Genomic DNA, 21,757 nt, shown 5'->3' with positions numbered 1-21,757 from the left:
ATTTCTCCTTCGTCGAAATGACAAAAATGAGAGCAACAAAGCAAAAAAAAATATTCTTTAGAGTCAATCTTTTGTAATTTAAAGCTAAACTCAAAAGATTTTAAATTATAATTTTAATTACAACATTTTACAAATGATTTCTTTCTTAATCTTTTTGGGCGTTTTTATGTTTATGGAATGTGTGACCTGGCTTACGCACAAATACGTTATGCATGGCTTTATGTGGTATTTTCACGAAGATCATCACCAGCCTAGATATGAACATACTTTTGAGCGCAACGATATTTTCTTTGTCATTTTTGCAATTCCAAGTATTCTCTTATTTTATTTTGGTGTTCAAGGCGGTTTTAACTATTTATTTTTTATTGCCTGCGGCGTGACACTTTACGGAATTTGTTATTTTTTAATTCATGATGTATTAATTCATCAGCGTTTTAAATGGTTCAAAAATACCAAAAACAAATATCTAATCGGACTCAGAAAAGCACATAAAATACACCATAAACACCTTAATAAAGAAAAAGGAGAATGTTTCGGAATGTTGTTTGTACCATTAAAATATTATAAAATGTAGCATTATTTGGGCGTTTCCCAAGGGCCGGGCTTTTCGTTCCCGCTTTTTTATGTCGGGCTAAAAAGCCAGCCATAAAAAGAGCTCCACTGCAATCCCTAACGCTCACGTAATACAAGAAACATTTGCAAACAATTGATTCATAAGAAATGAAATTATACAAAATAGCAACCGTACAATATGTAAATGCCAGCGTAGAAGACTGCTGGGATTTTTTCTCGAGCCCAAAAAATCTCCAGACCATCACTCTGGACAATATGAATTTTCAAATTAAGGACTTCGATGACAAACGCATGTATCACGGTCAAATTATCACTTACACTTTAAGACCGCTTTTAGGAATCAAAATTTCTTGGGTTACCGAAATTACTGCTTGTAAGGAAAACGAGTATTTTATCGATGTACAACGTTTTGGTCCGTACAAACTATGGCATCACAAACATTTTTTTGAGCGAACACCAGACGGTGGAACAAAAATGACAGACATTGTACACTATGCTTTACCACTCGGAATTTTTGGGCGGATTATGAATAGTTTAGTTGTAAAAAACAAACTAAAAACCATTTTCGATTTCCGCTACAAGAAAATCGAAGAATTGTTTAATTCAAAACCAAAGCCAAAGATTATACAAATACACGCAGAGCAAAAAAGTATTTAAAGATTTTATTTTTAAACATAGAAACATATTTTTTAAAGTTTAAATTATAAAACTATATATTTAAAAATAAACGATTTGCTTTTAACTCCTTGCGAGAATTTTAGAATACACCCACAGATTTAATCCTTTTATCTTTTAATCTGTGGCAAAAAAACAAAACGGAACTCAACAAATGACAAAACAAAAAGTTTCCTTTTTCTGGTTCAGACGGGATTTACGTTTAGAGGACAACAATGGACTATTTCACGCTTTACAATCTGAATTCCCAATAATTCCTTTATTTATTTTTGATGAAGATATTTTGGATAATCTTCCAAAAAACGACGCGAGGGTGTCTTTCATTTATGATTCACTCCAAAAAATAAATTCAGAATTAAACACTTTTGAATCTTCAATTTTAATTAAAAAAGGAAAAACACAAGAAGTATGGAAATCGCTTTTAGAAGAATTCGACATTCAAAGCGTATTTTTCAATAAAGATTATGAACCTTTTGCAATTAAACGTGATAACGCAATTTCTGCGGTATTAAAAGAAAATAAAATAGAATGCTTTTCATTTAAAGATCACGTTATTTTTGAAGAAAAAGAAATCACCAAAGCAGACGGACTTCCATATACCGTTTACACTCCATACAAAAATAAGTGGCTGGAGAAATATCATATTTTAGGATCGGCTCCAGAATATGATTCAAAACCATATCAATCCAATTTTGCAAAAAATCAATTTCCTTTTCCCGATTTATCAGTAATTGGTTTTGAAAGAAGCACCATAAAAGTACAGCCGCACAACTTAACACAAATTGGTAATTATAAAGAGACCAGAGATTTCCCAGCTTTAGACAGTACCTCCTATCTTTCTCCACACCTAAGATTTGGAACGGTAAGCATTCGGAAATTAGTAAACTGGGCAAATCGAAAAAATCAAACTTTTCTAAGCGAATTAATTTGGAGAGAATTCTTTATTCAAATTCTTTTCAGCTTTCCGAATTGTGTCAATCATAATTTCAAATCGGCCTACGATGGAATTCAATGGCGTAATAACGAAGACGATTTTAAAAGATGGTGTTCTGGAACTACAGGTTACCCAATGGTCGATGCAGGAATGCGCCAGCTTAACGAAACGGGTTACATGCACAATCGCGTTCGCATGGTTGTAGCGAGTTTTTTATGCAAGCATTTATTAATCAACTGGCAGTGGGGAGAAGCTTATTTCGCCGAGAAACTTTTAGATTTCGAACTGGCTTCGAACGTTGGAAACTGGCAGTGGGCAGCAGGAACAGGTTGTGATGCTGCGCCTTATTTCAGGGTTTTTAATCCAGAAATCCAGCAAAAGAAATTTGACGAAAAAGGCGAATACATCCGCAAATGGATTCCTGAATTTGATTTTGGTTATAATGAACCAATGGTCGATCATGCTTTTGCGAGAGATCGTGCTATTTCGACTTATAAGGCTGGAATAATTAAATAAAATTCCAAATTTTTTAAATTCCAAATTCCAATTGTTCGTAATCTCGTGATCCTTCTTCCGTCAGGATGACAAACAATACAAAAAAAACCTTTGTCAAAGGTTTAAACTTTGACAAAGGTTTATGTAAAATTGGAATTTGGAATTTAAAAAATTTGGAATTTTCCAATCTAGTACTTCAAATAATTATCTACAACAATTTTTGCCTTCAAATCAAACATTAGATTATACAAACCAAAGAAAGTACGGTTCATGTAAATAAAATGCTTAGAACCGCGGTTTCCGTTCATTTTTTTAAGATTTGTATCTTCAGAGAAACGTTTTCCTAATTCGGCAATTGCATTGAAAAAAGTTTCGTCGGCAAAATCGAAGGTTTCATTTTGGAAAGGTTTTGTGAAAAGCGATAACAAATCATGAAACATTTCTGTGAAATATGCAACTTCTGCAGGGGAATCGTCTGGACGAAGAATTTCTAATTCGAATAGTTTTTCGTTAAAACGCTTTTCATCTGTAATTACATTTTTATTGATTAATTCAAAATAAGGCGTGTAGAAATCTTCTGGGATTTGTTTCATACAGCCAAAATCTAAAGCAATCAACTGGTTTTGATCATCAACCAAGAAATTACCTGGATGCGGATCGGCGTGAACTTTTCGTAAAACGTGAATTTGGTACATATAAAAATCCCAAAGTGCCTGCCCTATTTTGTCCCCAACTTCCTGATCTTTATTTATAGCAGTAAACTCAGAAAGATGAATTCCTGTCATCCAATCCATGGTAATAATTTTCTCTGATGAAAACTCTGGATAGTAATTAGGAAAAATGATGTTTTCAATTTTATTACAGGCATCAACAACTTCCTTACTTTGTTCTAATTCTAATAAATAGTTTGTTTCTTCAATAAGTTTATCTTCAACTTCCTTGAAATATTTATCAGAATCTTTTCCTTGCAGATTAAACATTCTAATTGCAATAGGTTTTACCAAAGCTAAATCTGATGAAATACTGTTTGCAACACCTGGATATTGAATTTTAACAGCCAGTTTTTTATCATTTTTCTTTGCCAAATGAACCTGTCCAATACTTGCTGCGTTTACAGAATTTGGATTGAACTCGTCAAAGATTTCGTAAGGTGTTTTACCAAAATTATTTTTGAAAGTTTTTAAAACCAAAGGTGCAGAAAGCGGCGGAACTGAAAATTGAGACAATGAGAATTTCTCCACATAAGCTTGAGGCAGAAAATTCTTGTCCATACTTAACATTTGAGCGACTTTAAGCGCGCTTCCCTTTAGGCTTTTAAGTCCGTCGTAAATATCTTCGGCGTTATTTTCATTTAGTTTATCTCGGGTTAAATCTGGGTTTACTATTTTTTCAGCATAGTGCTTCACATAGTTTACCCCAATTTTGGCTCCAGTTTGAACCAGTTTTCCTGCTCTTTCTATTTTTGAGGTAGGAATATAATCGATTGTTTTCATTATCTGCTGTGTATTTTTTCTTTAAATAGAAATTTTCCAAAATCTATTAAATGATTCATTGGTGCAACATTCATTAATTCAAATGATGCATTAACTGATTTTTCGATAAAAATGTCTGTTTTTTCAAAGGCAGCAGATTCATCTTCCATCCAGAATTTAATCGTCAGCATTAATTGCAGCCAAGCTGATTCCCGAATAGTTTTTTCTTGAAATTTTTGAAATCTTTCTTGCTCCAACCTGTAATCATCAGTAAGGATTTCAGAAACATAATTTTTAAAACTTTCTCGAAGAGTAGTCAGCTGTACTAAATTTTTAAGCGGATTTCTATCGATTTTTAGCGTCTGTAAAACGTAACTTCTATTTGCAGTTAAAATTTCAAAAAACGTAAAATAGAAACTCAGCATTTTGTTCTTCATGTCATACTGCTGGTATTCTTCATTTTTATGAAGCAGATTAACTGTATTTTCAAAAAACATTCTGAAAATTTCTTTTTCTAAACTTTCTAATGTTCCAAAAAAGGAATAAAACTCAGCTTCGGTAAAATCATTTTCTTTCGCAAAATGATAAACCGATTTTGGTTTATGACCTTTTTCCAGAACCTCATCCATATATTTTGAAACGATAACATCTTTGGTAATAACCTGTTTTTTAGTCGCCATTTTATTAAAATTTAGAATTTGCCATAAAGGTAAACATTGTTTAATTATCTTTACTAATCCTTAAACAATATACACTGTTAAATATATTATAAACTATTATGGCTCAAAATGTTCTCTTAACTGGCGGAAGCGGATTCATTGGAAAACACTTAACAGATACACTTCTCGAAGCTGGATATTCTGTGTCTATTTTGAGTCGTTCTGAAAGAGAAAATTCTCCTTCAATTACATATTATAAATGGGATTTAAATAAAAATTATATTGACGAAAATGCCGTCCTAAATGCTGATTACATCATTCACCTTGCTGGTGAAGGAATTGTTGAAAAAAGATGGACAGACAAAAGAAAAAAAGAGCTTTTAGAAAGCCGTATTAAACCAATTGATTTAATCTTTTCGGTTTTAGAACAAAACAACAAGAAACTAAATGCTTTTATTTCTGCTTCGGCAGTCGGGATTTATGGTGCTGTCACCAGTCATAAAATCTGTACCGAAAACACACCACCAGCCGATGATTTTTTGAGTTCGATCTGTCAAAAATGGGAAAGCACAGTAGACAAAATTGACTCTTTAGAGATTAGAACGGTCAAAATAAGAACGGGAATAGTTTTAGGGAAAAACGAAGGTTTTCTTAAAAAAATGATTCCGACTTTTAAATCTGGATTTGGCTCGGTCCTTGGCTCGGGTAAACAATATCTTCCATGGATCCATATTGATGATTTATGCAATATTTATTTAAAAAGCATCGAAGATGAAAAGCTGAAAGGTGCGTATAACGCATGTATAACAGACAATACCACAAATTCCAGCTTTTCTAAAACACTTGCCAATTTGTTTGGTTATTCTATTTGGCTTCCTAAAGTTCCGCCATTTATTCTAAAAATTTTCTTGGGAGAAATGAGCGAAGCTGTTTTAACTGGGCAACGCGTTTCTTCTGAAAAAATTCAGAAAACTGGATTTGAATTTCAGTTTACCGATTTAGAAAAGGCACTCATAAATTGTATCAAATAACACTTATTTCAAAGCTGCAAACATTATTTCGTCGCTATGAACAACACCTGTCAGTGCTGTATTGGCAGTTTTTGCAATTTTTGAAGCAACAGAACTTGGAATTTGGATATTGAAATCTGAAATTGAAATTGGGAAATCTGAGATTACCTGAATGCCGTCTGCAACTTTCTTGATTAGAGCATTTACAACAATCTCTTTCATTTTTCCTCGTAAATAAAGCTTGCCTTTTATCTGATATTGTTTTTCGACTTCATTAATATCTTTCAAATCAAATTTTTCTATTTTGCCTTTAAATACAGCTTTAGGATAACGACGGCTCTCCATATAATTATCGTTAAAATGCTCTTGCATCATATCGAGTTTAAAACGAAAATCTTTGATCATTACAGTACAAACAAAAGTGCTTGTTTTAGGTTCTAAAAGAATTGCAACTTGTCTGTTAACTGCTTTTATTTCTTCAAATAGAGGAACAGACGCCTCAAAGTTTACCGTGGCGGTATTGGTAAAAAATTTGTCTTGAGCAATTACAGAAAAAGCAGTAAAAAATAAAAATAATAAGGTAGTTGTTTTCATAATCGTCTACATTTAAACAATTATGTCATTCAATAATTGCGGTTAATAGNAAAAAAAAAATTCGTAACCAAATGATCACATTTAAAGTTACGAAATTTCAACAAGCAAAGTTCTAGAACTAATGCTAAATATTTGTGAATGTTTTTAAAAGTAAAATGTTTTTGTAAGATGTGAAATGTTCCTTAACTACATTTTTACTTCTGTACAGATTTCGATTAAAAATCCATTTAAGTCTCGTGCATAAGCCACAACTTGTCCCCACGGTTTTTCTACAGGTTCTGCAACCATTATCGCACCAAAAGAAGTCGCTTTTTGCAAAACTTCGGGAACATTTTCGACAATAAAACCTATTTCTATGGCAAAAGGCTTATCTTCTAAACTGCTTTCTATAAAACCGTCTTTCAAATTTTGTGATGCAAGCTTTTTAGATGCAAACGAAAGTGTTGTTTCTCCAGTAATTAATTCGCCATAATCATTATCCGGGCTTATAAATTTCCTTGAGAATCCAAATGCATTTTCATAAAATGCCAATGCCTCTTCGACATCTTCAACGTACAAAATGGTATATCCAAACTTTATCATGTTTTCTTTATTTAATGTGTATTATATAAATATAAGAAAATTTAGCTGATTTCTAGAAGGACATTATATTTTTCTAAACTGGCTAAATCCTCAATAGAGTTTATATTTGTAAGTTTTTCGTGCTCTTCGACTTCTCTTCTAACTTCGATATGTTTGATTGCTTTTCTAAAACGACGGACTTCCTGCAGGTTTGACAAAATTAATCCAGGAACCTGAACACTCTTTCCTTCTTTATCTTTGGCAACCATTGTAAAATAAGAGGAGTTACAATGTTTAACAACTCCAGTCTGAATATTTTCTGCTTCAACACGAATCCCGACAATCATTGAACTTCTGCCGACATAGTTTACAGAGGCTTTCATGGTTACCAATTCTCCAACTTCAATTGGTTTTAGAAAGTTTACGGTATCTACAGAAGCCGTTACGCAATAATTACCGCTGAATTTCGATGCCGAAGCAAAAGCAATTTGATCTAATAGTTGTAAAATATAACCTCCGTGGATTTTACCGCTGAAATTGGTATGCGAAGGCAGCATTAATTCTGATATGCTGATTTTTGATGAAGAAACGGGTTTAAAATCTGTAGTCATGTTTTTGTTTTTTGGAGTGTATTTTATTTTTATTTTTTAAACACATAGATTCAGAACAAAACCTATATTTCTATGTGTTTTATTTTTTTTTAATTCAACAATTCATTTTCATCTGAATTTAAAGCTCTTGTAATTATATTTTCAGGAAGTGATTTCTTGGCCTTTGCTCCCATTTTTTTCAATCTTTCTACGCTTGTAATCAAGTTTCCTTTTCCGTCAACCAATTTGTTCATTGCGCTTTCGTATTCTGTTTTGGTATCTTTTATTTTATTTCCAATTCTGACTAAATCAGAAACAAAACCTTCAAATTTATCGTATAATGCGCCAGCTTGTCTTGCAATCTCAAAAGCATTTTCCTGCTGTTTTTGATTGCTCCACATGCTGTCTATTGTTCTCAAAGTAGCCAGAAGTGTACTTGGCGTAACAATTACAATATTTCGGTCGAATGCTTTGGTGTATAAAGCTGGATCTTCATTTAAAGCTATCGCAAAAGCTGGCTCCATCGGAATAAATAACAGCACAAAGTCGGGGCTTTCTATCTGATATAAATCGTGATAATTTTTACTGCCAAGCTGTTCCACGTGCCTTCTAATAGAATTGACATGTTCTTTTAGATAATCTATTTTTAAAAGCTCTGATTCTTCGTTAATCCATTTTTCATAAGCCGCTAGCGAAACTTTAGAATCGACGATCATTTTTTTACCGTCAGGAAGATTGATTACAACATCTGGAAAAACACGATTTCCTTCGCTGTTCGTAAAACTCTGCTGTACTTCATATTCTCTTCCTTTCTCTAATCCGGATTTTTCCAGAACACGTTCTAAAACCAACTCGCCCCAATTTCCCTGCATTTTACTGTCGCCTTTTAGTGCTTTGGTTAGATTTAAGGTTTCTTTACTCATTTGTGCATTCATTTCGCTTAAACCTAAAATCTGCTGGCGAAGTGCGGCGTGATAGTCGATGCTTTCTTTATGGGTCTGATCTACTTTTTGTTCAAAAACATGAATTTTATCCTGAAGCGGCAATAGAATATTTTTCATATTTTCGCTGTTCTGTTCGGTAAACTTAGCCGATTTTTCTTCGAGGATTTTATTGGCTAAATTTTCAAATTCTTTGGTGAATTTTTCTTGAAGCTCGTTGATTTCATTTTTTTGTTCTTTATGTCGTTCCCACAAATTTTCAAAATCAACTTCCTTTTTAGAAAGCTGAATCGCCAGACTGTCTTTCTCTGTCCGAATGTTTTCTTTCTCAAAATTGAGCAGCTGCAATTGTTTTTGAAAGTAATTTTTTTCACTTTCAAATTGCTCTTTCTGCATTTGCAACTGGCTGTTTAATGCGTTTAATCGCTCTTCTGAAATTGCTTTTTCTGACTGAAATTTAGACCCGGAAAGCATTTTACCTAAGTATATTCCAACAAAAAGCGCCACTACAAAAGCCAATAAAAATGGTAGATAATCCGACATAACTAAGTTTATTTTACGTAAAAGTACGCAATAATACGTAGTACTTAGTTTTAAAAATTAAAATTTCACGAATTCGTATTTAATCCAAACTAAATCAACATTTTATTTTTTTTTCCAAAAAAAAATAAAAGTTTTACGCAACCTTTTTTAAAAAGTTCAATCTACAAGATATAAACCTATTAAAATAAATTATGAAAAAATTAATGTTGAGCTTATTTATAGCTTTCGGATTTAGTGCATGTTCTCTAAATAATGATGATAATTATGTTGATTGCGGTGCTAATACAAATGTAGCTTTTACTGGATTTCCCTTCTATTGTAATTATAGCGTAAAATCGCAGCCTAACAATGCGGCTGTAGCAGTTGTTGCAACGCAAGAAAAAATGAATGAATTATTCCCAAAACATGATAACACATGTCCTGTTGCAAGCGATCCTAATATTGATTTTACCAAACAATATTTAGTGGGAATTTTTGCGGGAGCTAAACCTACAAGCGGATATGCAATTAAAATTACTTCTATTGTAGAAAACAATTGCGAAATTGTAGTTAATTACTACGAGAAATCACCAGCGCCAGGCGAAAATATAACTCAATCTCCTACTTATCCTTCAGACTTTGTTTTAATTCCAAAAACATCAAAAGGTTTTATTTTCATTAAAGCTAATGAAAGTCCAGACACAGCAATTATTGGTAGTTTCAATAATAATTGTACTGGTGCAGACTGTCAAAAATTCTTTCAAGTTAATGATTACAGTATTTTAAAATTCTTAAATGTTGGCGCTAATCAATACGATTTCAATCAATATAAATACACTCCAACTATAAAAAGAGGTGATTACACAATATTATTAAAAGCTGTTCCTGCTGAAATTTTAGCTTTAAAAGGACAAACTAAAATTTACGGCGCTCCAGATGCAGCAGATCAAGGTGGTGTTTATTTTGAATTACGCCAAGGTATAACGGTAACTAAGGTTTATATTGACAACAATGATACACAAGATCAAAGTGCTGATATAAAAGCTTTCAAAAAACTTATTCAAGAAAAAATTACTAGTTTAAAATAATCCCCCCGATCATGAAAAAACTCTTTATCTCTTTTATTGCATTTTTTCTTTTTGCCAGTTTTTATTCCATAGACAAGACTTTTAGTGCAGGATCTAGTTCGCTTGTAAATACTTGGATCTGGGAAAAATCTGTAGGCGGTGCTAATAATCCGTATGTCGCAACGCCAAAAACTATTGGTTTTACTAAGAAAATTATCTTTACTCCAGATGGGAGAGTGATTACATATAAAAATAATGTAGAGATTAGAAACAGTCCTTATCAGGTAGAAAAAGGGATAGGATATCTTGATCAGTCAGAACATGATCTAATTACGTTCGAAGGCAAAACTTATGTGATAGAAAACCTTGACAATCAAAACCTAACGATTTTGAGTAATAACCAAGACGCAGCTCGTACTATTTTTAAAAGATAGTTTTATAAGCTTTTTAGAACTATTTTTGCCAAACCAAACAATACCACATTTTTGAAAGACGAGTTAGAAAAATATATCAAACTGTGCATGAAAAATGACAGAGAGGGACAACTGAAAATTTATCAGTTGTTCTCTCCTGTTTTGTATGGTATATGTTTGAAATATATGAAAAACGAGGATGATGCAAAAGATGTCTTTCAGGAAGCCTTTGTGATTGTCTTTCAGAAAATAAACCAATACAAATTTGAAGGAAGTTTTGAAGGATGGCTCAAGCGGATTTTCATCAACAAACTCATCGAGACTTTAAATAAAAAAAAGAAAGAAAGTTTCTTTTTAGATGTTTTTGATCCAGATACTGACTTTGTTGAAGAGGAAGAATTAGAAATTATTCCGATGGAGCAGGAAAAACTTCTAGAATATATTCGGGATTTACCAGACCAATATCGAACGGTTTTTAACTTATATGTTTTTGAAAAAATGAAACACAAGGAAATTGCCGAGTTATTAAAAATCTCCGAAGGAACATCAAAATCAAATTTAAATCGCGCCAAACACATATTACAAAAGCGAATTTTGAGCATAAAAAATTTTAAGACAGCATGAAGAAGCAAAAAATAGAAGATATTTTTTCATCAATGGAAGACTTTTCGAGTGTTCCGCCTCCTGAATTATGGGGACAAATTGAAGAAAAATTAGACAAACCAAAAAAGAAGAAGAGAGCTATTCTTTGGTGGTCGGCTGCTGCATGCTTACTATTAGGGTTGCTTCTGCCCTCAATCTTACATTTTAGTTCTTCTCCTCAAAATAAAAACTTTGACAATGGGAAAGGTGGTTTCGAAAATAATCGCGTAGTTCTGGATGAAAAAATAAATGATAATACCAAAAAAGGCAATATAAACAGTAATCACAATCATAACAAAACCCTTGATTCTGTAACTAATGTTTCTTCAACAAAAGATAAATTAAATAATTCAAAAGCAACGCAAGAGCAAGAAAGTGCTGTTGCACATGCCAATTCGAAAAACAAAACCAATAAAAAGGATTCTGAATCTCATATGCAGCTTCCGAACAATAATGTTCCGAATCAATCTCTTGCTGTTCAGAATTTTAATTCTTCAGAAGAAAAATCAGGTGCTCGATCTTCAAAAAAATCTATTTTAGAAAAAGACAAATTTTCTAATACTAAAGGAATCGCTGAAGAAAGAGTTGCTTTTGGAAAACAAAACAAATTTAATTCTACGGCTAAAAAACAGCTTTCGAATTCTATTTTTAATGATAAGTTAGTTCCTAAAAACAATAACAATTTTGCTTTCATTGCCGAAAGTTCTGTTGGGAATAATGCATCAAAACAAAATGCTCTTGTTAATAAGAATGAAAAAGTTTCCGAAAAAACTTTAGCCGCTACTACAAAAGAGAACTCAAAATTCAATACTGCTGCTTTAAGTAAAAAAGATTCTATGCAGCTGGCAGAACTTCAAAATTTAGAAAAAGGAATTTTAGCTCCAGAAACTAAAAAAGAAGAAAAGGATAAAAAAGACAAATTAATTAACAAAAAAGAAAAATGGGCTCTTTCTGTTTTTGCCGGCGTTGCGAGTTCTGAAAACACTAAAAATGAAAAAACTTTAGGCAATGTAAACGACTCCAAACAATCTAATTCTTTTGGGGTTAAAACGAAATACAGCATTAATAAAAAATGGGCTGTTGGCTCTGGTTTAAAAATTAATGAACTTGGGCAAAGTGTGGCAAATGTCTCTTATGTAAGTGCGAAAGGCAATGCCCTTTTTGCTCCTGGTGAATATGCCAGCAATAGTAATAGTCCTGTTTCGCAGGTAAGCAGTAATTCTGATTATATACTGATATCAAACAGCACCAAAGAAGCTTTAAAAGGTGATAATATCCAGAGTGGAAAATTGGATCAAAATCTACGATATATTGAAATGCCTTTGGAAGTTTCTTATTCTGTTTTTAATAAAAATAAAGCCAGCATTAATTTGAATACAGGTGGTTTTGTCGGGAAATTAATTTCGAACAATGTTGCTTTAGACGGCCATTCTATAGGCGAAAATGTAACTGCAAACGATTATGTTTACGGTTCTACTTTGAGCAGTACAATTCAATATCGAGTTTACAAAAAAACAAATGTTTTTGTAGAGCCTGCTATGAATTACTATATCAATCCGTTAAACAGCCAGTCTTTCAATCAGTTTCAATGGGGATTAAATTTCGGATTGAATGTTTCTTTCTAAATTATAATTGTAGTAATTTTCAGAAAATTAATTATTATTTCTTTTATGAGTTTTACCGCTTCTACGATTGATTCAATGCCAATTCCAACTGATTTATTATTAGCCAAAGAAAGTGTTTTTGACCAAACTGACCTTCATTTAACAGCATTGCAAAAAGAAGCCGAAAGTGATGAATACAGCGCTTATCGTTTTCTGTTGAATGATAAAAACATTTGTTACCGTCAAGCCAAAATCACTCCAACTAAAACTGGACAGTTTGTTACTTTATGGAAACGTAATAAAACTGGGACAATCGAACCTTTTGATTACTCTGATGCAATAGATTTTGTAATTGTTAGTGTTCGGAAGGATCAAAATTGGGGACAATTTATTTTTCCTAAAAAGATACTATTAGAAAAAGGTGTTTTTTCAACCCCAAATAAAGAGGGAATTAGAGCTACAAGAGTTTATCCGCCTTGGGATGAAACGACAAGTAAACAAGCTCAAAAAACACAAAAATGGCAGTTAGATTATTTTATTTCGCTTACTAATTCAAATAAAATTGATTTCGATCAATTGAGAAATTCTTTTATAGATTTTCAATAAAAAAGGCTTCCAGATTTGGAAGCCTTTTTTCGTTTTTATTTTTCTTATTTTTTAAGAATCTTATCTTTAAAGATCACTTTGTTGTTTTCGGTAACGGTATAGAAATAAACTCCCGAAACTAGATTTCCAACCGCAACAGCTGCTGTACTAACTTCAGATTCGTTTTTAACGCTGATTGGATTTCCAATTACACGTCCGTTGAAATCGTATAATCTAATTTTCAGATCTCTTCCTTGAGTTGTTTTTACATCAAAATTCAGAACATCTATAGCAGGATTTGGATACGCTTTTACATAATATTTGTTCTTTTCAAAATCTGGCGTTGAAAGCACATCTTGTTTTAACTGAAAACGCGCTATTACTGGTCCGTGATCTGAAGTTGTTGTGGTGTAATTTGCAATATCATTACGCGGATCATAAACGGCAGTCGAGTTTGAAATATAATCATCTATTAACTCATTAGAAATCGTAATATGATCTAAGAATCCGCCTGAGCTCAAAAAGCTGTATGCACCAGCCTGGCTTATTTCTAAAGTAAGTGCTTTATAATTATTGGTGTCTGTTACAAAAGCTTCATAAGAAGAAGGCTGTCCTTCAATTACAGATGCTTTTACATCATCATTGTAATCTCCCAAAAGAATAATATTTGAGTTTGCATAATGAGCATCTAAGCTGTCTTTCAAAACCTGAGTATCATATTTACGCATGTTGTAACGAGAAATATCAGTTCCGCTGTTAGCACGTGCATGAAGATCTATTAGGTTAATTTCATTTTTAACTCCATTAAGATTTGTTTCTATTGTTACCATATAAGGCAGACGCCCTGAAGAGAAAAAGTTGCTATTGCTATCTCCTGGATAATTGTTCAGTGTTTTAGTTCCATTACGCAATTCGGTATAGAATTTATCAAACATGACACGTGTTTTTTTCACTGTTACGGTTTGCGTATTATAAAGCACTACCAATTTCTGAGGTGGAAAATTTGGATCTGAAGGCGGATTTTGCCAAGAATATGACCATACATTAGAAATACTTTTTTCAAATGTTTTTCCGTTTACATTTATTTTCTGAATTAAAGCATCAATCTGAGCATCACTTGAAACCTCTTGTACTACGTAAACATCTGCATCTAATTTATTCATGACTTTGGCCACGTTTTCTAGTTGTAGAGGCTTATCTGAAGGACCATAAGCTGAAGTCGGAGCACCGAAAAACTCTAAATTGTATGTTACTACATCAAAAGTATCTGCTTTTGGCAAAGAAGAACCAGTCAATGAACCTATTTGCTTGTTTAATGAGGTTCCTGTTACAGTTAAAGCTCCTGATATTTTAAATTCTTTTACTGTTGGTGCAAATTTTGCATAAAGTGTTTTTCCTGCTAAAGCATCGGCAGCAGTAATTACTATACTGGATACAAACGAAACATTATCTGCTGAAATTTGATAAGAAGCAGGAGTTGTAATTGTAATATCTCCATATCCTTCTGCCTTAAAGTTAAACGATTGAGAGTCTGAAACTGTATTTGGAAGTACAACTCCAAAATCTAAAACAGGATTTGAATCTACATAACCAATCTCATTTGTTACAGCAAAATCATCAAAAGACCATTCTGATGCATTGGTATTACCTCCCGCAGTCGTTTCATAAACCCAAGCCAAATAGGTATTGCTTGTCTTATAATTATCTAGCTTAATATATTGAGATTGTGCATAAGTACCTGTTACAGTCGGAAATGCTCCATTTATTTCTGTCCATGTTGCTGTATTAGGATTACTAACACCATCATAATTCGTTGAGACCATTAATTTTAAAGAGGGACCGGCATAAAATTTACGAGAATAAAAAGACAGCAAAGGGAGTGCTCCAAAATTATCTAAACGTAATTTAGGTGAAATCAACCAATCTTTACTTGGTCCATTATCTGAAAAACCATTTATAAGAACGGCGCCAGTTCCTGAATTTACATTTCTAGCTACTGAAGTATAAGACCATTTGTTTATTGGTCCGGCTTCGTTATATTGTGTCCATCCGCTATTTGTTAAAACATTTGAATCGTTAAAATCTTGTTTATAAGGATTGATTCCTGTTCCTGTCAAAGTAACCGTTTTTGTTACAGCACCAGTCGATTCGTGAGTGATTTGTCCTGTAAAATTAGCAACCGCATTTGGAATAAATTTCACATATACTGTTGGGGTAGCATTTGATGCAAAATCAGCAGGAACAAAAGTCAGAGAAGAGGCAAATGTGCTGTTATCTTTAGAAATAGTAAAATTAGCTGTAGAAGTTAAAACAACATTTTGAGTTAAATCAATTGCTCCAACTTGGTAACTTAGAACCTTTGCTTCATAATTTGCTTCGGAAAAACCTAAATCTAAACTTGCCGTAGTAGTTGTTAAAACTGGAACTGCAGAACTGGCTGTAGTAACATCAACTTTATTTACTACTGCCTGAATATTACTAGAAGTATCTTCAGAAACAGAATAAACAGAATAACTCGTATTTAAAGTAAGTCCCGAAAAAGTTTTGGTATATTCCTGAGCTGGATCTGCAATATCTACACTTCCTGCTTGTAAAGCTGCAGTACCATTTGAGTCTTGACCAGCTTTCACCTGCGCAACGGTTGGCGCAGCACTTCCGCCTGGAAGCAGTACAAAATAAGTTTTTCCAGCTTCATCTAATTTATTAATAAAATCAAAACTTTCGGCTAAAACATTATTTGCTTTAGGGAAACCAGAAATATTAATAGGTGCCGTAATATCTCTTCCAACTTTTATATTATCAATAGCAAAAGATGGTCGAGAACCTCCCCCGCTAACTTGTCTTGAAATCCATCTAATCTGTAGTACAGGCTGATTATCACACTCCGCTGGCAAAATGATATTTATAGTCTTAGGATTTTGAGGGGTTGTATTTCCCGATCCAATTTGGGGCGTAGTATTATTTGAATATAACGTTCCAGTTACTGAAGTAAAACTGGCAGTTGTCCCTACTCTATATTGCAATATCATTTCATTGATACGATTATTTGTTCCATCGCCGTATGGATTACGAATTGTCATTGCATCATATTGAACAGGAATAGAGAATTGTCCAGTTGCATCAAACGCAAAACCAATAGTCAAGTCTAACGAACCTGTATTTAAAAATCCAATTTTTCCATTATAATTATGAAAATTACCGCTGCTGGTACTAGCAGAACTACTAGCTACTAAAGCTCTATCAGTACCAAAACTGCCAGACGTAGCAAATTGACTTTCACCTGTTGGATTCGAAGTTGCTGCAGTCCATCCCTGATATCCTGCAGGATAGGATGTATCTGTTGCTAAAAGTGTACTAAAATTCTGTGAATGCGGCAAAGATTGCGGAGCTGGCATTGTCTGAGAAAAGAGATCTCCAGAAAAACAGCCCAAAAAACATAGTACGAGCAAAAGCTGTCGCGAAAAGTAAAGTTTTTTCATACGTTAAAGAATAGAGTTTTTAGAAGTCAAATTTATCGCCTTTAAAGTTAAGCTAATATTATAAAACTATAAACTTAATGTTGAGTTTTTTATCAAAATAATTCAATTTAAAACAACATAAGCTTTAGTTAATTAAAATTACCACAACCAAATTCTCTTAATTCAAAATATAATTCAAAAATAAACAATCTTTAAAAACGCTAAAAAACTCCATGTTTCCTACAAATCACAAGGTTTTTAAACAAAAAAAAGCACCGAACAAAAGTTCGCTGCCTTTCCTAAAATATTATTCTCTAAAAAATATTATACTGCGGTATAACCTCCATCGGCAATAAAATAACTTCCCGTTGTAAATGAAGATTTATCAGAGTTCAAGAAAACTACCAATTCGGCAATTTCTTCTGCAGTTCCTAAACGGTTCATTGCAGATTTTGCTGCGACAGCGTCCATCATATCTTTATTCAAATTATCCTTCAAAAGTGCTGTTTCAATGTAACCAGGTCCAACAGCATTACAACGAATATTTTTCTGTGCATATTCTACAGCAATGTTTTTTGTCAAACCTACAACTCCGTGTTTAGAAGCTGTATAAGCTGGACTAAGCGGAGCTGCAACCTGCCCATGTATTGAGGCAATGTTTACAATACTTCCACCGCCATTTTTTTCCATTTGTTCCAATTGATAACGGCAGGCATAAAAAACACCGTTTAGATTTAATGCAATAACCTTATCCCAAGCTTCTGGTTCATATTCTCCAGTTGGCTTTGCAGGTCCGCCCATTCCGGCATTATTACAGGCAATATCAAGGCGTCCGTATTTTGAAACTGTCACCTCAACCATATGCTTATTATCACTGGCCCTCGACGAATCTCCTTTTACAAAAAAAGCTTCTCCGCCATTTTCCTTTATAATTTTTACGGTTTCTTCACCGTGATCTACATTAATATCAGATACTACTACCTTTGCTCCTTCTCGAGCGTATGCTTCTGCAACTGCGCGTCCAATTCCTGAACCGCCGCCAGATACAAATGCAACTTTATTTTCTAAAAGTGACATATTCTTAAAATTTAAATTTGTACTTCTAATTTACGAAGATCTGTGACGATACTCAAGGTTTCAAAGCAGTTTACGATAACATTAACGCTTACCGCTAATCTTATGTTATTTGATATTAAAATGATCTGAATTTCTAAAAAATTTTGTATTATTCATCTTCATCTAATTTCATATTCCCGCGGTCTTTCCGACTTTCAGGATCAGAATTTGGATATCGGTTGGCTGTGATATCAGAATTTCGGTCTTTATTCTCAACTGTCTTTTTTGCTTCTTCTTCAGATGTTACTCCGCGATTTGAATTTGGATTGTCAGACGATACTTTTGGCTTTTTTTGTTGAATATCTTCGTTCTCATTTCGAGCTCGGTCAACTATTTTTTTATCGCCGTCAGCATCGGTTACGATTTCTTTTTTCAGTTTGGCATCTTTTAAATCTTTATCGTGCGAAACGTTTTTTCCTTTAGATTCGTCAATGTCTTTCTGCGTTCCGTTTATTTTTTTTGTTCCTAAATTATCTGTTCCCATAATCGTTATATTTTTTGGTTTCTATTATAATATTACGAATTCTAAGTCGGAAAATTAAATGGTTTAACATTGCTTTTGGTTTCTAAGGCAAGTTCTTTTAAAATTTATTATCTTAATTTACAACATTTTAAGATTATACTGTTTTTATTCAATTTTGCAGATTAGTATTATAATGCTTAACTGCCGCTCTAATTTTAAGAAAGAAACTATCTTTGCAAAAAATTAAAAATGCACAGACACTTCATTCTTTTTAAACCTTACGGCTACTTAAGCCAATTTATTTATGAATTAAAAAGAAAGAAAAAGCTTTTGGGAGAATTGCATGATTTTCCTGAAGGAACAATGGCAATTGGAAGATTAGATGAAGACTCTGAAGGCTTGCTTTTACTCACTACCGACGGAAAAGTAAGTGAACAAATTAGAAGCAAAAAAGTTGACAAAGAATATTACGTTCAAGTTGACGGCATTATTACCCCCGAAGCAATTGAAGAACTGCAAAAAGGTGTCGAAATTGGTTTTGAAGGCGGTAAATACAAAACAAAACCCTGTTCTGCTTTTATTGTAAATGAAATTCCTGATTTTGGACCAAGAGCCAAAAAAATCAGAGACGAACGCCATGGTCCTACTTCGTGGGCTTCTATTACTGTAAACGAAGGGAAATTTCGTCAGGTTAGAAAAATGACTGCTGCAGTAGGTTTTCCGACTCTTCGTCTAGTTCGCGTTCGAATAGGAAATGTATATTTGCAAAACCTAAAAGCTGGAGAAGTTCTGGAGGTAAACGATTTTAAATTAGAAAATGTGTCAATTAGATAATTCTTGAACTAAACTCATAGCTCATAACCCATAACCCAAAACTCAAAACTCAAAAAAAATGCTAAACGTTGTTCTTGTAGAACCCGAGATACCAAATAACACTGGAAACATAGGAAGATTGTGCGTTGGCACAGAAAGTCGCCTTCATTTAATTCACCCTTTCGGATTTGTTATTAATGATAAAAACCTAAAACGTTCTGGATTGGATTACTGGGTTCATCTTGATGTAACCGAATATCAAAACGTAGAAGAATGGATTGCACAAATTCCAGATCATTCTCGTGTATTTTTAATGAGCTCTCATTCTGATAAGTCATATTTAGAGAATGAATTTCAAGATGGTGACTGGTTAGTTTTCGGAAAAGAAAGCGTTGGTTTGAGTAAGGAGTTTATGGAGAGATTTGAAAATCATTTAACGATTCCGATGTCACCGCTTATTCGTAGTTTTAATATCGCTAATTCTGTTGCTTTTGTGGTTGGAGAAGCTAAGAGACAAATTGGATTGAAGAAATAATACCTATGGTATCTCTCCTGCAAGGTTTTCAAAACCTTGTAGGTATAAATTCTGAAGTTGATGTTTTGAAACCTACAAGGTTTTGAAAACCTTGCAGGAAAACATACTTTATTACGTCACAATAAATTTCCCTTTTTCGGCATCAAAAACAATATGTTCATCTTTGAATAAATTGCTGAAACTTCCGTTTGAAATTAAATTGCAAGGCTGATCCTGAGTAATGTTTTCCGGCGTCATGATAATCATTTCATCGCTTAATTGAATCGCCAGATCAATATCGTGTGTTGAAAACAAAATACATTTTTGAGTTTCCTGAGTCAGTTTCTTTAATAATTTGAATAAAGAAACTTTATGCAGTAAATCCAAATGAGTTGTGGGCTCATCTAAAATAATTAATGGTGTATCTTGTGCCAAAGCTCTGGCGATTAAAACCTTCTGCAATTGACCATCGCTGATTTCGAAATGTTTTTTTGAAGCTAAATGTTCAATCTGTGTCAGTTTCATTGCCTCCTGAACTTTCAGAATATCTTCATTTGATAAAGTATCAACCCAATTCGTATAAGGCTGGCGGCCAAGCGCAACCAATTCAAAAACAGAAAGATTACTTGGAGGTAATTTTTCAGTTAAAACTAAACTTAAATTTTGTGCTAATTCTAAAGGTTTATAGTCGGAAATATTTTTTTCGTTTAAATAGACATTTCCAGATAAAGGCTGCTGAATTCCGGTAAGAGTTCGCAGTAAGGTTGATTTTCCAATGCCGTTTGCTCCTATTAAAGTAATGAGTTTCCCAGCAGCTAAATTTAGATTTAGATTTTCGGCAATGGTCGTAACGCCTTTCTTGGATTTATATCCAATATCTAAATCTGATGTCTTTAATATACTTATCATTTTTTTTAAGATTCTAAGTTACTGAGATCCTAAGGCTCTAAGTTTTTTTTGCCACAGATTAAGAGATTAAAATGATTAAAAAAATCTGTGCTAATCTGTTTAATCTGCGGCAAAAAAATTATTGAAAATTTCTTTTTCTTACCAAAAGCCATATTACAACTGGCGCACCAATTATAGACGTAATTGCATTTATTGGAAGCGTGACATCGAAACCTGGCATTTGTGAAACAATATCACAAAACAACATTATAATCGAACCAAAAAACAAAGTACTCCAAAATAGAATCGTATGATTACTGGTTTGAAAAGTCAGTTTTGCAATATGAGGAACTGCTAAGCCAACAAACGCTATTGGACCTGCAAAAGCGGTTATACTTCCTGCCAAAATGCTGGTAGCGAATATAATAATAAGTCTTGCTCGTTTAAAATTCAATCCCATGCTTTTAGCATAGTTTTCACCTAAAAGTAATGCGTTTAAAGGTTTGATGCTATTGGCACTTAAAAGCAAGCCGACAGCAACACAGAATGTCAAAATTCCAATTGTTGACCAGGAAAGATTTCCAAGACTTCCCATTGACCAGAAAGTGAATTTCTGCAATTGTTCTGCTGTGCTGAAATACGTCAAAACACTGACAATAGCCGTTGTAAAACTTCCAAACATTAAACCTACAATTAAAATCGCCATGGTATCTCGTAATCTTTGTGAAACTACCAAAACTAAAAGCAAAACTAACGTACTTCCTAAAGTAGATGCCAAAACAATTCCATATGAGGACAAGGCAATTACACTTAAAAAAGACGGCAGAAATCCTGCGCCAAGAATTACAAAGGCAACGCCTAAACTCGCGCCAGAGCTTAATCCTAAAACATAAGGTCCAGCAAGCGGATTTCGAAATAAAGTCTGCATTAAGAGTCCACTTATTGAAAGTCCGCTTCCAACTAAAACTGCCGTAATTGCTTTTGGCAGACGATAGTTGATAATAATATATTCCCAAGTTGATTTGGCAGCGTGACCTCCCGTTAAACTTACAAAAACATCTTTTAAAGGAATCAGGACAGATCCTAAACTAATACTTGCAAAAAACATCAGTAAAAGACCCAAAGCCAAAGTGACAAATAAAATGGTATTTCTTTTCTTATTCGCCAA

At 33.3% G+C, this 21,757-nt stretch carries 22 protein-coding genes; 11 read left to right on the top strand and 11 right to left on the bottom strand.

The features are described 5' to 3' along the window. Positions 1–133: 133 nt before the first annotated feature. The 3 genes from ASE40_RS14495 (at position 134) to ASE40_RS14485 (ending at position 2,698) form a co-directional block, all read left to right on the top strand. Entirely contained in the window at positions 134–574 is a 441-nt protein-coding gene (locus ASE40_RS14495) for a sterol desaturase family protein (RefSeq protein ID WP_057117802.1), read from the top strand. A 146-nt stretch (positions 575–720) separates the two neighbouring features. Next, positions 721–1,230, top strand: coding sequence for an SRPBCC family protein (locus tag ASE40_RS14490; RefSeq protein ID WP_057117801.1), 510 nt, complete (start codon positions 721–723; stop codon positions 1,228–1,230). Between the two features lie 172 nt (positions 1,231–1,402). Continuing rightward, positions 1,403–2,698 carry a cryptochrome/photolyase family protein gene (locus ASE40_RS14485; protein ID WP_057117842.1) on the top strand — a complete coding sequence of 432 codons (1,296 nt, stop codon included), beginning with the start codon at positions 1,403–1,405 and terminating at the stop codon, positions 2,696–2,698. Positions 2,699–2,865: 167 nt separating this feature from the next. Here ASE40_RS14485 and ASE40_RS14480 read toward each other — a convergent pair whose 3' ends face one another. Then, a complete protein-coding gene (locus ASE40_RS14480; protein WP_057117800.1) occupies positions 2,866–4,170 on the bottom strand; it encodes an ABC1 kinase family protein in 1,305 nt (434 codons plus the stop codon). Beyond that, positions 4,170–4,829 carry a TetR family transcriptional regulator C-terminal domain-containing protein gene (locus ASE40_RS14475; RefSeq protein ID WP_057117799.1) on the bottom strand — a complete coding sequence of 220 codons (660 nt, stop codon included), beginning with the start codon at positions 4,827–4,829 and terminating at the stop codon, positions 4,170–4,172. The genes ASE40_RS14480 and ASE40_RS14475 overlap by 1 nt, the downstream gene beginning before the upstream one ends. 98 nt (positions 4,830–4,927) lie before the next feature. On the opposite strand from ASE40_RS14475, the gene ASE40_RS14470 reads away from it, so the two are divergent. Next, a complete protein-coding gene (locus tag ASE40_RS14470) occupies positions 4,928–5,839 on the top strand; it encodes a TIGR01777 family oxidoreductase (protein ID WP_057117798.1) in 912 nt (303 codons plus the stop codon). Positions 5,840–5,842: 3 nt separating this feature from the next. On the opposite strand, the gene ASE40_RS14465 is transcribed toward ASE40_RS14470, so the two are convergent. From ASE40_RS14465 to rmuC, 4 genes are all read right to left on the bottom strand, one after another. Then, complete coding sequence (locus ASE40_RS14465) at positions 5,843–6,412, bottom strand: YceI family protein (protein WP_057117797.1); 570 nt, start codon at positions 6,410–6,412, stop codon at positions 5,843–5,845. Between the two features lie 186 nt (positions 6,413–6,598). Then, positions 6,599–6,994 (bottom strand): VOC family protein, encoded by a 396-nt coding sequence (locus tag ASE40_RS14460; protein ID WP_057117796.1) that lies wholly within the window; start codon positions 6,992–6,994, stop codon positions 6,599–6,601. A gap of 41 nt (positions 6,995–7,035) precedes the next feature. Then, entirely contained in the window at positions 7,036–7,584 is a 549-nt protein-coding gene (locus tag ASE40_RS14455; protein ID WP_057117795.1) for an acyl-CoA thioesterase, read from the bottom strand. Positions 7,585–7,673: 89 nt separating this feature from the next. Continuing rightward, positions 7,674–9,047: a DNA recombination protein RmuC gene (gene rmuC, locus ASE40_RS14450; protein WP_057117794.1), complete on the bottom strand. Its 1,374-nt coding sequence runs from the start codon at positions 9,045–9,047 to the stop codon at positions 7,674–7,676. A 191-nt stretch (positions 9,048–9,238) separates the two neighbouring features. Between rmuC and ASE40_RS14445 the strand changes: the two genes are divergently transcribed. Genes ASE40_RS14445 through ASE40_RS14425 form a run of 5 tightly spaced genes read left to right on the top strand, consistent with a single transcriptional unit; the run spans position 9,239 to position 13,358 of the window. Beyond that, positions 9,239–10,114, top strand: coding sequence for a protease complex subunit PrcB family protein (locus ASE40_RS14445; protein ID WP_057117793.1), 876 nt, complete (start codon positions 9,239–9,241; stop codon positions 10,112–10,114). 11 nt (positions 10,115–10,125) lie between these two features. Further along, entirely contained in the window at positions 10,126–10,527 is a 402-nt protein-coding gene (locus ASE40_RS14440; RefSeq protein WP_057117792.1) for a hypothetical protein, read from the top strand. A gap of 51 nt (positions 10,528–10,578) precedes the next feature. Next, a complete protein-coding gene (locus tag ASE40_RS14435) occupies positions 10,579–11,130 on the top strand; it encodes an RNA polymerase sigma factor (RefSeq protein ID WP_057117791.1) in 552 nt (183 codons plus the stop codon). After that, positions 11,127–12,773, top strand: coding sequence for a hypothetical protein (locus tag ASE40_RS14430; RefSeq protein ID WP_057117790.1), 1,647 nt, complete (start codon positions 11,127–11,129; stop codon positions 12,771–12,773). Before ASE40_RS14435 ends, ASE40_RS14430 begins: the two co-directional genes overlap by 4 nt. Positions 12,774–12,818: 45 nt before the next feature. After that, entirely contained in the window at positions 12,819–13,358 is a 540-nt protein-coding gene (locus ASE40_RS14425) for a MepB family protein (protein ID WP_057117789.1), read from the top strand. A 44-nt stretch (positions 13,359–13,402) separates the two neighbouring features. On the opposite strand, the gene ASE40_RS14420 is transcribed toward ASE40_RS14425, so the two are convergent. The 3 genes from ASE40_RS14420 to ASE40_RS14410 form a co-directional block, all read right to left on the bottom strand. After that, positions 13,403–16,816: a T9SS type A sorting domain-containing protein gene (locus tag ASE40_RS14420; RefSeq protein WP_057117788.1), complete on the bottom strand. Its 3,414-nt coding sequence runs from the start codon at positions 16,814–16,816 to the stop codon at positions 13,403–13,405. Positions 16,817–17,119: 303 nt separating this feature from the next. After that, entirely contained in the window at positions 17,120–17,872 is a 753-nt protein-coding gene (locus ASE40_RS14415; RefSeq protein WP_057117787.1) for an SDR family NAD(P)-dependent oxidoreductase, read from the bottom strand. Between the two features lie 148 nt (positions 17,873–18,020). Continuing rightward, positions 18,021–18,395 (bottom strand): hypothetical protein, encoded by a 375-nt coding sequence (locus ASE40_RS14410; protein WP_057117786.1) that lies wholly within the window; start codon positions 18,393–18,395, stop codon positions 18,021–18,023. Positions 18,396–18,623: 228 nt separating this feature from the next. Here ASE40_RS14410 and ASE40_RS14405 point away from each other — a divergent pair, with 228 nt between their 5' ends. After that, on the top strand, positions 18,624–19,208 hold the full coding sequence (locus ASE40_RS14405; RefSeq protein ID WP_057117785.1) for a pseudouridine synthase: 585 nt from the start codon (positions 18,624–18,626) through the stop codon (positions 19,206–19,208). A 58-nt stretch (positions 19,209–19,266) separates the two neighbouring features. Beyond that, positions 19,267–19,722, top strand: a complete 456-nt coding sequence (locus tag ASE40_RS14400) for a tRNA (cytidine(34)-2'-O)-methyltransferase (RefSeq protein WP_057117784.1) — start codon at positions 19,267–19,269, stop codon at positions 19,720–19,722. 111 nt (positions 19,723–19,833) lie between these two features. Here ASE40_RS14400 and ASE40_RS14395 read toward each other — a convergent pair whose 3' ends face one another. Then, positions 19,834–20,610, bottom strand: coding sequence for an ABC transporter ATP-binding protein (locus ASE40_RS14395; protein WP_057117783.1), 777 nt, complete (start codon positions 20,608–20,610; stop codon positions 19,834–19,836). A gap of 118 nt (positions 20,611–20,728) precedes the next feature. Further along, positions 20,729–21,757 carry an iron ABC transporter permease gene (locus tag ASE40_RS14390; RefSeq protein ID WP_128414979.1) on the bottom strand — a complete coding sequence of 343 codons (1,029 nt, stop codon included), beginning with the start codon at positions 21,755–21,757 and terminating at the stop codon, positions 20,729–20,731.

This window comes from Flavobacterium sp. Root935 (genome assembly GCF_001429295.1).
Taxonomy (GTDB): domain Bacteria; phylum Bacteroidota; class Bacteroidia; order Flavobacteriales; family Flavobacteriaceae; genus Flavobacterium.
This window is presented reverse-complemented; position numbering and strand designations above follow the sequence as displayed.